This is a genomic window from Peribacillus sp. FSL K6-5616, assembly GCF_038008245.1.
Taxonomy (GTDB): Bacteria; Bacillota; Bacilli; order Bacillales; family DSM-1321; genus Peribacillus; species Peribacillus frigoritolerans.
This window is the reverse complement of the sequence record NZ_JBBOYT010000001.1, coordinates 38,651-52,041: the sequence shown is the minus strand read 5'-3', so window position 1 is coordinate 52,041 and position 13,391 is coordinate 38,651. Positions and strand designations below refer to the sequence as shown.

The following is a 13,391-nucleotide window of genomic DNA, read 5'->3' as shown; positions in this document are numbered from 1 at the left end:
ATTTTTTGATAATGAAAGGAATTGGTTTTGTTTCTGAATCTATTTCCTGTCAATTACATCTACGTGCTTTATTCTTTTCATTTCTCCTCTGCGAATGAACACTACCCTTTTGCTGTAAATTCTTCTAAAGCAAGTATGGCAAATCTCATTATGGGTTAAGTGGCCGTCACCAATCATACCAATTTTAAGGTTTCCATGATTTCATCGATGGTTGCCCCGGCATTTAAGCAGTCTTCCATGTGCTTCATTCATCGCATAAGCTGACTTGAAATGACCAATCCGATAATGGTGTACTTACCCGAACTGGCGTTTAAATACTTTACTGGCGAAAAAGTAAGCGATGACCATGATGCCGACGCACCAGGCAAGCGCAATCCAGATATCGTTCCCAACAGACCCTTCATACAAAAGGGCACGAATCGCATTCACGATTGAAGTCACTGGCTGGTTCTCGGCGAACGCACGGACAATTTTAGGCATGGTTTCGGTGGGGACAAAGGCCGAACTGATAAACGGCAGGAAAATCAGCGGGTACGAGTAGGCTGTCGCCCCTTCCAAAGACCCCGCTGTCAATCCAGGAATGACCGCCAGCCATGTCAGCGCCAGCGTAAACAGCACGATTATCCCAGCTACCGCTAGCCAATCCAGGATATCAGCGCTGGAACGGAAGCCCATCAAGAGTGCGACGAGGATAACCACGACGACAGTAAGCAAATTGGATACAAGCGAGGTCAACACGTGAGCCCACAATACCGACGAGCGCTTGATGGGCATGGTAATGAAACGCGCCATCAACCCGCTCTTTACATCCGTAAACAGCCGTAAGGAAGTGTAAGCGACGCCGGATGCGATAGCCATCAGCAAGATTCCCGGCAATAAATAATTGACGTAGTTGTCCGTGCCTGCCTCTATGGCGCCGCCAAATACGTAGACAAACAGCAGCATCATCATAATCGGCGTAATCGCCACCGTGATAATTGTATCCGGGCTGCGCATGATGTTGCGCATTAAACGCCCTAGTAATACCCCTGTTTTGTTATTCATTTACAACTCCTCCTTTTTGCCGATGATTGCGAGGAAAATTTCCTCCAATGTCGGCTGCTTCTCGATGTACTCTACCTTTGCTGGCGGGAACATCTCCTTGAGTTCGGTAAGGGTCCCGGTCGAGAGGATCTTTCCGCCATGCAGGATGGCGATACGGTCCGCCAGTTGTTCGGCTTCCTCAAGGTACTGGGTCGTCAGCAGAATTGTCGTGCCTCCTCCAGCTAGCTCCTTAACTGTATCCCAGACTTCAATCCGCGCTTCGGGGTCAAGCCCTGTCGTCGGTTCGTCGAGAAAAATGACTGCTGGCGTCCCGATCAGGCTCATGGCGATGTCAAGCCGGCGCTTCATCCCGCCGGAATATTTATCCGCCCGGCGGTTGGCCGCATCGGTCAGGCTGAATCTCGCAAGCAGATTGTCGGCGACTTGAGCGGGATTGGAAACTCCCCGCAGCTTGGCGATCATCAGCAGGTTTTCCCGCCCGGTGAGCATGCCGTCTAAAGCTGCAAACTGCCCTGTCAGGCTGATGCTCTGGCGAACATGATCCGGTTCACGTTGAACGTCAAAGCCGCAAATACCTACTTCGCCGCCATCGGACTTCATCAGAGTCGAGAGGATGTTGACCGTCGTCGTCTTGCCCGCTCCATTTGAGCCCAGCAGTGCGAAAATTTCGCCACGCCGCACCTCAAAATCCACCCCCTTTAAGACTTCATTGTCTTTAAATGACTTTTTTAACCCTTTTACTGAAATCACTGCATTGCTCATATTTTTTTCCTCCTTTTAATAGCGCAGTAATGCCGCTTGTAAGATTCGTATTTATCCTTCCGAGCGCCTAGCGGAACTAAATTGCCTATAGTTCTCTATTTAGTCTGACTGATAATCTGTATGACTTACTACCGAGTTAAAATATAACTGAATAGCGAAGGTGGCATTTCACATTTGTAACCAGCTATTCAGTCGGAATTATTTATTGAATTTATTTTTTCCCAATCGCTTCATGATACTGTCATTCAAATCCTCACGATACTTGGCGAAATAGGTTCTAGCATTTGCCACTAGTTCGTCGGCAAAGGATGCCACATCGTCCCCAGTGATTTCCAGCACTTGCCTGCCTTCCGCAGCACCGGCTTCGAACAACTCGATTAATTCATACTGCATGTGCAGCATATCCATCCCGTTGCCCGCTGAGAAATTCCACATATAGTTTTGAATTTTCTTAAATACAAATTGGTAGTCCTCTGGCAGAGCTTCAACCCGTGCCATCATCATTTTATACTCTTTTTTATCACCAATCATTTTTTTGAATAATTCCATCATGTTATTTTTCCTCCTTTTTTATAAACAAGACACTCCAAAAATAGCGTACGGAATATCTTATGAAGCTAGATTGACTTTAAGACATTGATTTTTGATGATACAAAATCCCATTTTTTCCAAAACAATTCAAGTTCCTGGCGTCCAGCCTCATTAAGTGAGTAAAACTTGCGGGGCGGCCCCATATCTGACGGTTTCTTCTCTATGTTCACCAGTTTTTTCTTTTCTAATCGCACGAGGATGGTATAGACCGTCCCTTCCACGACTTCAGTAAACCCAAGCTCATTCAGGCGGCGGGTAATCTCGTAGCCATAGGTTTCATGGCGGCTGATGATTTCCAGCACGCAGCCTTCCAGCGAACCCTTCAGCATTTCAGTTAAATTTTCCATGTTCAGCCTCCTCTATTTGTGACTTATATTATAGCGTAGTTCCGAGGGGAATTTTTATCCTGAATAGCTTTTGGGAAATCACGCTATTTAGTATTACTTATTACAACTAAACTGTAACACTGAGTAGCGAAGGTGTCAACTTTTTTTCTTAAAAATATTCCTGCAACTTCACTACTCGGTGATATCGGTATCTTGCGTTACTTACTACAAGGTATGTTGTAACACGCAGTAGAGTGACTGTCAAATTGATTTTTTTAAAAAACCAGCTCTCTCCATTGGATACATCCGACGTAAATTATGCTGTTTTACTCGTGAATTTCACTTGTACCTGTGAGTTTCATGCTTTTATCCGTGAGTTTCACGCTTTTACTCGTGAGTTTCGCACTTTTACTCGTGAATTCCGCACTTATACTCGTGAATTATGCTGTTTTACTCGTGAATTTCACGCTTTTACTCGTGAATTCCACTTATCCACTTTTGCACGAGTAAGGGCGAAAATAAAAAGCAACCTGCATTAGGCTGCTCGTTATCGGCTCTAAATTATACCCACCATAAATCAGTTGGACTTTCGTTGATGAGTACAGTTTTCAGATTGGTTACGGCCCGTTGGAATCCTTCTTCAACTGACATCAGCGGATCTTCGTGTTCGATGCTGACGACGTAATCGTAACCGTATGTGCGAAGGGCGCTCATGATGTCAGACCACTCTTGCAGGCTGTGGCCGCATCCTACAGAGCGGAAGTTCCAGGCACGGCTCTGGATATTGCCATAAGGCTGCATGTCGGTCAATCCATACATATTGATGTTATCCTGATCCAGGTATGTGTCTTTTGCGTGGAAGTGGTAGATTGCTCCCGCTTTCCCTAGGATTTTGATGGCTCCTACTGGTTCGATGCCCTGCCACCAAAGATGGCTTGGATCAAGGTTGGCGCCTATCGCATCAGATGTAGCTTCCCGCAGTTTTAACAGGGTGTAGGGTGTGTGGACGAGAAAGCCCCCATGCAGTTCAAGGCCGATTTTTATATTGTGTTCATCGGCAATGGCGGCCACTTTCCTCCAATAAGGGATCAATTTTTCTTCCCATTGCCATTTCAGCACATCTGTATACTCATTCGGCCATGGGGCGACGGGCCAGTTTGGATATTTAGCTCCTTCGTGATCACCCGCTGTACCAGAAAAGGTATTGACGACCGGGACGTTCAGTAAGGATGCAAGCTTGATTGTTTTGATAAGTGTTTCATCACTTTCTTTAGCGAAGGCTTCATCAGGAGAGATTGGATTGCCATGGCAGCTGAATGCACTGATCGTTAACCCTCTTGTTTGAACGGCTTCGAGGTATTTTTGGCGCTTTTCTTCACTTTCGAGCAGTTCATCGAGTGGACAATGGATATTCCCTGGATACCCGCCTGTACCGATTTCAACTGTTTTTAATCCGGAATCCGCGACATAATCAAGCATATCCTCGAATGATTTTTGAGCAAATAGCACTGTAAAGATCCCTAATTTCACATGCCCCACCTCACCTTTTCATTAATTTATGCTCATGACCTTCCCACTTGCCGAGCTTTGATAGATGGCTTCGATTATTTTCGAAACTTTCATGGCTTCCGATGGTTTTACCAATGGTTCTGCCAACCCCAGGCAGCTGTTAATAAAGTTCTCTGCCTGTTGCAGGTCTGGTGTATCCTCTCCTGGCATCCATACTGCCTCACTGTTTAAAAGCATGCCGTGCTTAGCCTGATTCAAGACCAGCGGGAACACATCAAGACCGCCCTGCGTTCCCGATAAACTCAAAACAGTTGCTTCTTCACGGATATTCGCGGCCCAAGATGTTTCGAATAATAGAGATGCTCCGTTGGCAAATTTGATATATGCCGTGGCATGGTCATCCACTTCAAATACCGAGGCATCGAAATTGCCCCATAAATTGACCTGATCGACACCCTTACTGACATAATTATATGTCGAACCTACGATTTCAATCGGTTCTGGGTCATCCATCAGCCATAATGCCAAATCGAGCAAATGGCAGCCGTAATCGATCACGCTTCCCCCGCCTTGCAATTCCTTGCTTGTAAAAACTCCCCAGCCAGGGACTTTGCGCCGCCTGATTGCCTGTACACGCGCTACATAAGGTTCACCGATTTCACCGGCCTGAATCATTTTCTTTGCAGCCTGGGCTTCCTTCATGAAGCGGTAATGATAGGCAGTCGATAACACTTTACCGGATATGTTTGCAGCCTCGGTTATCGCTAAACATTCCTCGGTTGTAATGGCCATCGGCTTTTCGCATAACACATGTACACCCGCTTGAAGGGCAGCAATGGAAATCTCCGCGTGAAACTTGTTTGGCGTTGCGATTGTAACAGCATCCACTTCAGCAAACATTTCTTCATAATTGGTGAATACCTTTTCGATATGAAATTCCCGCGCCACTTCCCGCGCCTTCATTTCATCTATATCCTGAATGGCGTATAAAACCACTTTATCTTGAAATTTTTGAAAAGCTGGGATATGCCTTTTTTGGGCAATTCCGCCAGCACCGATAATACCCATTTTTAATTTGTACATGATGACTTTTAACCCCTTTATAAGCGGATGATTTTTCGGGATGCATTTGATTCCATCGCGCCAAGAATGACTTTTAATGACTTTAATCCTTCAACTCCTGAGACAAGAGGCTCCTCATTGTCCACCACACATTTTACAAAGTGGCTGATCACTTCGGAATCATGCTGTCCTTCTGAGTCATTAGTCTGGATGCTTCCTAATTGGATGGTTTCTGTCTTTCCATTATCATGATGGATGATCAGTGAGTATTTCGGATCGTCTTCAAGGCGCAATACCGCTTTTTCCGCATAAATGACCGTAGCATTGTCTTCTTTTGCATAAGACCAGCTGGCGGTAAGAGTTCCGATGATACCGTTCTCCGTCCGGAGGATACAGGCCGCACTGTCATCAACGTCTGTGTTTTTCTTGGCAGTCGTTTCCACAAAGGCTCCCACTTCAACAAATTCTTCTCCAAGGATATACCGTAATAAATCAGCTTTATGAACCCCTAAATCGCCCATTGCACCAATGACCGCCTGATCCTTTTTAAAAAACCAGCTTTCCAGTCCGTCCACGCTCCATGTTTCCGGCCCGGAATGTCCAAAAGCCGTCCGGAAGCTATAGACCTTCCCTACCTCCCCGCTCTCAATAAGCTGTTTCGCTTTTTGATGAGAGGGAACAAATCGCTGATTATGACCAATCATTAGTATTTTGCCGCTTTTCGCTGCTGCTTCATTCATTTTTTCAGCGTCTGCTAAAGAAGTAGCCATTGGTTTCTCACATAGGACATGCTTACCCGCTTCCAAGGCCGCAACCGTGATGCGTGCATGCAGGTAATTCGGTGTACATACACTGATCGCTTCAATCTCCTCATTCTTCAAAAGTTCTATATAATCAGTATATGCTTGCGCTCCATACCTTTGTGCTGCTGCATTCGCCCGGTCCGGCACAATATCACAAACGGCAATGATCTCCGTTTCCTGATGTGATTCATACTCCGGAAAATGCCTATTTTTTGCGATACTCCCGCATCCAATGACTCCTACCTTCACTATGCCCATTTTGTTCTCTCCTTCACTTCAGCTCTTTGGATGAGATGGATTCCAACGGTTCGGCTTTACCATAGTTCGTTGCGATTCCAAATTCCGGCTTGACCCAATCAACGGCATTTTTAATCACACGTTGAATCTCCGGATTATGGTAGGTAGGATATGTTTCATGTCCTGGACGGAAATAGAAAATCCTCCCTTTACCCCGCTGATACGTGCAACCGCTTCTGAATATCTCCCCGCCTTCAAACCAACTGACGAATATTAATTGATCTGGTGCAGGAATATCAAAATGTTCCCCGTACATCTCTTCCTTTTCAAGCTCGATATATTCTCCGATTCCATCAACAATAGGGTGACTCGGATCGACTACCCAAAGCCGTTCCCTTTCATCCGCCACCCGCCATTTCAAATCACAAGTCGTTCCCATCAATCGTTTGAAGATCTTTGAAAAATGACCAGAATGGAGGACGATGAGACCCATTCCCTCGAGTACTCGCTTGTGAACCCTTGCAATGATTTCATCCTGAACTTCATCATGTGCAACATGACCCCACCAAAGCAGTACATCGGTTCGTTCCAGTACTTCCTCGGTTAATCCGTGCTCTTCTTCATCGAGAGTAGCGGTCCTCACCTCGACCTGTTCACTTTGTAAAAAGCCGGCAATTGCACCATGGATGCCATCCGGATATACTTTTGCTACTTCAGGCTTTGTTTTCTCGTGGCGAAACTCATTCCATACAAGGACTCTCATGAACAACCTCCTCCATTCAAGAATCACAACTTGTTTTGATGTTTAACTATTACCTCTTTATTCAAAACGCAAACGTTTGCGTTAGGGATGATCAAAATATAAGAACATACTTATCGACCTTAGAAAGTATGAATTTTCAAAAATAATAGTGATAATCTATATTGTAAATTTATGTTAGCAAAAATCAAGCTTTAATTGGTAAAACATTTCTACAATTTTCATTTAATTTCCTTTTCAGCAACAAAATGCGACTCCCGCTTTATGATTTTGGTAGGAATGCTGATGCTCTTTTCCATCATTTCCGGATTCGCAATAAGATCGAACACGCATTTTGCGGCTTCATACCCTAACTGATACGTATGGATATCAACCGTTGTCAGCGGGGTACTTAAAAATTCTATGAATTCTGAGTGGTTAAAACAGACGACGCTTATTTGCTGCGGCACTTTCAAGTTCTTTTCGGCTAACACTCCAAGTAAGAGCACACCCAATAAAAGATCCATAACCAAAAAAGCGGTTGGTGCCTCCTTCAATTCCAGCAATTCGTCAATCGCCTTTATTCCATCCGTTCGATTTAAAGGAATCAATTTGATATATTCCTGTCGCACATCCACCCCGGCCTGTTCCATCGCTTGTTGAAAGCCTGTCAAGCGGTCCTGGATCACTTCAAACTCGGGGCTGCCTCCTAAAAAGGCGATTCGCTCATGTCCAAGATTGATTACAAACTCCGATACTTCCCTGGCCGCTTGAACATTATCGTTATCAATGAATGTGATACCGCTCATGTTCGTACTTGGCTTCCCGATCAAAACGAACGGGAAGCCCTGCTTCAATAAATACGGCACCACTTTATCGTCCTTTTTAGAGTACAAAACAATCATGCCATCCACTCTTCTGCCCTGGACCATTTTCACGACATCCTCAAAGATGGCATCCTCCGTCTCGCCGGTAGTCAGGGAAAGACTGTACCCTTCTTTATTACAGAAATCCCCGATGCCCCGGATCACTTCGGGAAAAAAGGGATTATAAAGTGATTCCCTTGCCGAACTTTTCATGACGATCCCAATGGCCTTAGTTGACTTCGTGACTAAGTTCCGGGCATTTTCATTCATATGATAGCCCATTTCCTTTAATACCTTGCGTACCTTGCGCTTGGTCTTTTCACTGATTGTCGGGCTGTTATGGATTACACGCGATACCGTTGATGGAGCGACATTTGCTTTTTTGGCAACGTCTTTTATAGTAACAGACAAATTCATCAACACTCCCCGTTCACCGCACATGGTTTAATATTCCCTATATTTAAATAGTTATTTAACGGCTCCATCTGCAATTCCTTTAATAATTTGCCTCTGAGCAAAAAAGTACGCAATGATGACTGGAATGATGGATAAAGTAAGTCCAGCCAAGGCGAGATGCCATTGCTTCGTATATTGTCCGAAGAAGAAGAATAATTTAAGTGGAATGGTCTCCGATCCCGCGCCGCCAATAACAAGGGATGGCAGCAAATAGTCGTTCCATATCCAAATGACATTCAAGATCCCAACTGTAATGGACATCGGCTTTAATAGTGGAAATATGATATACCAAAATACTTGAAATCGGTTTGCACCATCAATCTTTGCTGCCTCATCAAGTGAGAGGGGAATCCCTTTTAAGGTACCATGATATAGGAATATGGATAGACTGCAGCCAAAACCTAAATACATGAAAATCAGTCCAGCCTTGTTCAGCATCCCAAGCTGTCCGAATTGGGCAACGAGCGGTATCATCACAGACTGAAACGGGATCAGCATGGCTGCTACAAACACAAAGAAAAGCAGGGAACTTATTTTACTTTTGTTTCGGGAAAGAGCGTATGCTGCCATCGCAGAAAAGATGATGATGATGACTACACTGACGCCCGATATCAATAAAGAATTGAATAAAGTCCGGAGGAAATCCAATTGCTCGAAAGCTTGAGTGAAGTTTTCCAATGTCCAGGTTTCAGGCAGTCCCAATGTATCGGCAAATATATCCCGTTTCATTTTAAAAGCATTGACAAGCATTAAATAAAACGGAGTGAGCCATAATATGGCCAAAATGAATCCGATGAATCCAATCAGCCACAATTTCCATTTTCCCTTCATTACAGCTCAACCTCCCGTTTTTTATTGAAATAGACTTGTGTCAGCGAAACGACCGCCACGATTACGAAAAAGATAACGGCTTTTGCCTGTGCATATGCCATATCGTTTTCGGTGAAGGCGGATTTTACAATGTTCATCGCAACCATTTCAGTTGAATTATAGGGAGCTCCATTCGTCAAAGAAAGGTTTTGATCATAGATCTTGAACGAGTGGGAAAGCGTCAAAAACAAACTGACGGTAAAAGCAGGTGCCACTAGCGGAAAAGTTATATGTCGAAAACGCTGGAAGCTGTTCGCTCCGTCAATTTTTGCCGCTTCGATCAAGTCTTCAGGAACAGCCTGCAGATAGGCAATATAAATGATCATGATATATCCGGCCATCTGCCAAGACGTTAAAATGATCAATCCCCAAAATCCTGTATCAGTCGTTGATAACCACCCATTAAATGCTTCGATCCCCGTTAAATCACCAATCGCACCAAAGACCTTAATAAAAATGAACTGCCAAATAAAGCCGAGTATCAAGCCGCCAATTAAATTGGGCATAAAGAAAACTGTCCGCAATATGTTGCTTGATTTAATTTTCGAAGTCACGATGAGGGCCAAACTTAATCCGATGATATTGATTACCACAATTGCCGCTACGGAAAATTTAATCGTGAACCAAAATGTATCAAGGAACCCTTTATCCGTAAACAAGTCTATATAATTTTTAAAACCGATGAAATCCGGTGTCCCTAAACCGTTCCAATTCGTAAAGGAATAATAAAATCCGTAGATGAGTGGCACGATCACAACCAAAATGAGTGCAGCAAGAACAGGTGTCAAAAACAGCCAATATGCGGCATCCCGATTTCTCAACGAAACCGACCTCCTTGAAATGATTTAATAGTTAATGGGTTAGATCATGACTGGGTTATTTGATGAATCCCTTAGCGGCTTTTCTATAATAAGGAACAACCAATCGACACGTTTTTCTTGCCGATTGGTCACTTGCATTTCCCAACTCTTATTTGCTATGAATCTTCTCCCAATTTTCAATGTTCTGTTGGACAAGTTCCTCCCAAGTCAATTTACCAGTTACGTATTTTTGGACACTTGCACCAAGATCATCATTCCAACCGACCGGATATCCATTAAACACCCACCCAATCGTATTTCCTTCTTGGGAGTATTTATAAATTTCTTTTGAAATTGGATCGGCAATTTTTTCTACATCATATCCTTCATAAGCAGGGATGAATTTAAAATCTTCCAAAACGGCTTTTTTCCCTGCTTCGGATGTATACATCCAGTCGAGGAACTTCTTCGCTGCTTCCTGTACCTTTTCATCCGATTTCTTGTTCACTGCCCAATAGTTCGGTACACCGACCGGCATTCCTGCATTGTCTCCATTTGGAATCGGGATGATGCCAATTCCCTTTTCAGCTAACTCAGGATCCATATCATAGACTGTGTTATACACCCAGTTACCTTGCTGAATGATCGCAACCTTTTCAAGCGAGAACAGCTCCTCCACTTGTTGGGAGTAATCAAGACTTGCTGTCGGCTGGACGGAATACTCATTTTGGATATCGACCAATTGTTTAAACTTGTCACCATCCGTGAATTTAACCGTTGGTGCCTTACTTGCTTCCAACACATTCCCATCAAACTCCGGAGATAAGAATACATTGGATAAATGGTTTCCTGTCACCCACTTCTCTTTGACCGGATAAGCGAAAACTGCATCGATTTTCAATTTGTCTTTTTGTGAATCGATTTTCTTAACTGCCGCCTCTAAGGCTTCATAACTTGTAATTTCATCAGGATTGATTCCGGCTTCTTTAAATATCCGTTTGTTATAAATCAAGCCGTATCCTTCCTGGTTAAATGGAAGTCCAAGGACTTGCCCGTCCTCTTCCACGCCATCCAAAGTACCGTCAAGTGCTGCAGCAGCAGCCTTCGTGTCCTTTAAATCTGTTAATCTATCTTTATATTGTGCGACATCTACCGGTCCGCCAATGTTAAACACCGCTGGCTCCTCACCTGAAGCGAACTTTGCCGTAATGGCTGATTTATAATCATTTCCGCCGCCGACTGTCGATACCTTGATCTTCACATTTGGATTTTCTTTTTCATATTGTTTTGCCAATGTCTCGAATTGCGACTTGAATTCTACCTTGAATTGAAATATATCCAGCGTCACGACATCCTTTGAGTCGCTGTTTCCGCCAGTTGAAGAAGAGCATCCAGCCAAAATCACACTAAAAATCAATAAAACAGTAAGAATTCCCCCGTACCATTTTTTACGCTTCATGCCTACCCACTCTCCCTTTTTCTCATAATATTCATGCAATTTTAAGAAAACGTTTGCATAAAATTAGTAAAATAAAAGCCATTCATTCTATAAAATTCATAGTCTATCGTACTTCTTTTACATCACCTCCTCACAAAAACATTGCAAACGTTTACATTTATGCGCTTTATATTACCACCAAATTCCATACTTTACAATAAAATTGTAGTATATTGTAAAAAAAGGATGTTAAGAACTCTCTTAATCTAATTATATGATTCAGAAACCTTTGATTATTCCTTTATCCGATTATTTATTGTACGGGCATTTTCATTCCCGGCATTATACGAAAAAAGGGAAACCCGTCGGTCCCCCTCTTTTCACTTCAATATCATCTTCACATTGGAAGGACCGTATTCATCCTTCAATTCATAATATTTATCGCTTGCTTGTCCAAATTCCTTAAACACACCGCTAATGATCAATTCATTCGTTTCCTTATCAACGACACTATACTTGATATTGCTTTTCCCAAACTTTCTGTCATCCACTTTTAAAAGGATCATCTTGGACACCTCCACATTTAATGGCTGCACTCCTCAGGGTGTGTGGTTTCTTACTTACATAATATAACAAATTATTCAGAATTTATAGATTTTTCGCCATGCAAAATAAAAAAGCCTAATTAGGCCTTTTCATTTCGCTTATACATTATTACCATCAGGACTTCGAGATATCCAGGAAACCTTCACCGAATACGTCCCGAACATCATGTATGGCTATAAAAGCATTGCTATCCGTTGACTGCACTATTCTCTTTAACTTTAGTACCTCTTGCTTACTTATAACGATATATAAAATATCCTTGGATTCTTTTGTATAGTATCCATGACCACTAAAAACAGTGACCCCCCGGTCCATCAATTCGGTTACTTGTTTTGCAATCTGGTCCGCTTCTTTTGAAATGATGGTGATCGCTTTTTTCGGATTCAATCCCTCAATGATGAATTCCATCGTTTTTGTTCCAATATAAAGCATTAGTATAGTGAGCATCAGACCTTCTGCGCCAATGATGAAATAAGATGAGAACGCAACGATTAAATCGAAAAACAGAAGTCCGTAGCTTAAGCTCCATCCCAAATACTTATTCGTAATTCGGGCAAGGATCGTCGTACCGGCAGTAGTTCCTCCAACACGAATGATCATGCCAATACCTGCACCGGCAAAAACCCCGCCAAATATCGCATTGATGACCAATTCATCTGAAGATATCGTCCAGCTTTCCGTTAAATGAAGGAAAAGTGAATTAAATGCAACGGCTACGATTGTATATACCGTTGTCATTTTCGACAAAAATTTATAACCGACAATGAGCAGGACAGCGTTAATGATCAAACTTAACAGCCCTGGTGACCATTCAAAAAGATAAAACAGAATGATGGTTATCCCCGTGACTCCTCCCTCACCAAGCTCATTGGGAATGACGAAAAGATTTATTGCCAAAGCGAAAATAAAAGCTCCTATTAATATAAAGAAAACATCCAAAGAAATCTTTTTCATATTTATACCTTCCTTTATGTAATGGTTAATGTGAATTCTGTTAAATTTCACTGCTCTATAGTAACATGGAATTTCATTTAATCCTTCAAAGATTTCAAGGTTTAACAAAAAGACTACCTTGAAAGTTAGATTATCTTCAATGAACGAGCTTAATACATAAAGGCACCAATTTCATTAAGTTCTTTTATACATTAGCTTAACAAAACCGCCTCCCGATTCCCCTTAAACTTATTTTTTATGGTTAGATTCATATCTAAATAATCAACCAGCCTTTTCCGACCCTTGAATTCTCCCAGATTAATGGATCATTACTTTATTCTCATGCTCC

15 protein-coding genes are annotated in these 13,391 nt (G+C 42.8%); 1 reads left to right on the top strand and 14 read right to left on the bottom strand.

What is annotated here, in order from left to right:
• Positions 1-294: 294 nt before the first annotated feature.
• The 4 genes from MHB45_RS00280 to MHB45_RS00265 form a co-directional block, all read right to left on the bottom strand.
• Positions 295-1,044 carry an ABC transporter permease gene (locus MHB45_RS00280; RefSeq protein WP_340907177.1) on the bottom strand — a complete coding sequence of 250 codons (750 nt, stop codon included), beginning with the start codon at positions 1,042-1,044 and terminating at the stop codon, positions 295-297.
• A complete protein-coding gene (locus tag MHB45_RS00275; RefSeq protein ID WP_072272346.1) occupies positions 1,045-1,806 on the bottom strand; it encodes an ABC transporter ATP-binding protein in 762 nt (253 codons plus the stop codon). It abuts the gene before it with no gap.
• A 198-nt stretch (positions 1,807-2,004) separates the two neighbouring features.
• Positions 2,005-2,358, bottom strand: coding sequence for a DUF1048 domain-containing protein (locus MHB45_RS00270; protein ID WP_034305937.1), 354 nt, complete (start codon positions 2,356-2,358; stop codon positions 2,005-2,007).
• 65 nt (positions 2,359-2,423) lie between these two features.
• Positions 2,424-2,744 (bottom strand): PadR family transcriptional regulator, encoded by a 321-nt coding sequence (locus tag MHB45_RS00265; protein ID WP_016131412.1) that lies wholly within the window; start codon positions 2,742-2,744, stop codon positions 2,424-2,426.
• Positions 2,745-2,989: 245 nt separating this feature from the next.
• Here MHB45_RS00265 and MHB45_RS00260 point away from each other — a divergent pair, with 245 nt between their 5' ends.
• A complete protein-coding gene (locus tag MHB45_RS00260) occupies positions 2,990-3,262 on the top strand; it encodes a hypothetical protein (protein WP_161922012.1) in 273 nt (90 codons plus the stop codon).
• Positions 3,263-3,284: 22 nt separating this feature from the next.
• Here MHB45_RS00260 and MHB45_RS00255 read toward each other — a convergent pair whose 3' ends face one another.
• The 10 genes from MHB45_RS00255 to MHB45_RS00210 all read right to left on the bottom strand — a co-directional run bounded on the left by MHB45_RS00255 (position 3,285) and on the right by MHB45_RS00210 (position 13,063).
• Positions 3,285-4,253, bottom strand: coding sequence for a sugar phosphate isomerase/epimerase family protein (locus MHB45_RS00255; RefSeq protein ID WP_048686708.1), 969 nt, complete (start codon positions 4,251-4,253; stop codon positions 3,285-3,287).
• A 21-nt stretch (positions 4,254-4,274) separates the two neighbouring features.
• Positions 4,275-5,315 (bottom strand): Gfo/Idh/MocA family protein, encoded by a 1,041-nt coding sequence (locus MHB45_RS00250; protein ID WP_034305944.1) that lies wholly within the window; start codon positions 5,313-5,315, stop codon positions 4,275-4,277.
• Between the two features lie 17 nt (positions 5,316-5,332).
• Positions 5,333-6,355: a Gfo/Idh/MocA family protein gene (locus MHB45_RS00245; RefSeq protein ID WP_048686706.1), complete on the bottom strand. Its 1,023-nt coding sequence runs from the start codon at positions 6,353-6,355 to the stop codon at positions 5,333-5,335.
• A 13-nt stretch (positions 6,356-6,368) separates the two neighbouring features.
• Positions 6,369-7,097 (bottom strand): ThuA domain-containing protein, encoded by a 729-nt coding sequence (locus tag MHB45_RS00240; RefSeq protein ID WP_034305948.1) that lies wholly within the window; start codon positions 7,095-7,097, stop codon positions 6,369-6,371.
• Between the two features lie 218 nt (positions 7,098-7,315).
• Entirely contained in the window at positions 7,316-8,350 is a 1,035-nt protein-coding gene (locus MHB45_RS00235; protein WP_034306559.1) for a LacI family DNA-binding transcriptional regulator, read from the bottom strand.
• A 57-nt stretch (positions 8,351-8,407) separates the two neighbouring features.
• A complete protein-coding gene (locus tag MHB45_RS00230) occupies positions 8,408-9,226 on the bottom strand; it encodes a carbohydrate ABC transporter permease (protein WP_034305951.1) in 819 nt (272 codons plus the stop codon).
• Entirely contained in the window at positions 9,226-10,086 is an 861-nt protein-coding gene (locus MHB45_RS00225) for a carbohydrate ABC transporter permease (RefSeq protein ID WP_034305954.1), read from the bottom strand. Before MHB45_RS00225 ends, MHB45_RS00230 begins: the two co-directional genes overlap by 1 nt.
• A 148-nt stretch (positions 10,087-10,234) precedes the next feature.
• A complete protein-coding gene (locus MHB45_RS00220; RefSeq protein ID WP_048686702.1) occupies positions 10,235-11,524 on the bottom strand; it encodes an ABC transporter substrate-binding protein in 1,290 nt (429 codons plus the stop codon).
• Positions 11,525-11,883: 359 nt separating this feature from the next.
• On the bottom strand, positions 11,884-12,069 hold the full coding sequence (locus MHB45_RS00215) for a hypothetical protein (RefSeq protein WP_034305959.1): 186 nt from the start codon (positions 12,067-12,069) through the stop codon (positions 11,884-11,886).
• 154 nt (positions 12,070-12,223) lie between these two features.
• Positions 12,224-13,063: a YitT family protein gene (locus MHB45_RS00210; RefSeq protein ID WP_034305961.1), complete on the bottom strand. Its 840-nt coding sequence runs from the start codon at positions 13,061-13,063 to the stop codon at positions 12,224-12,226.
• Positions 13,064-13,391 lie beyond the last annotated feature (328 nt).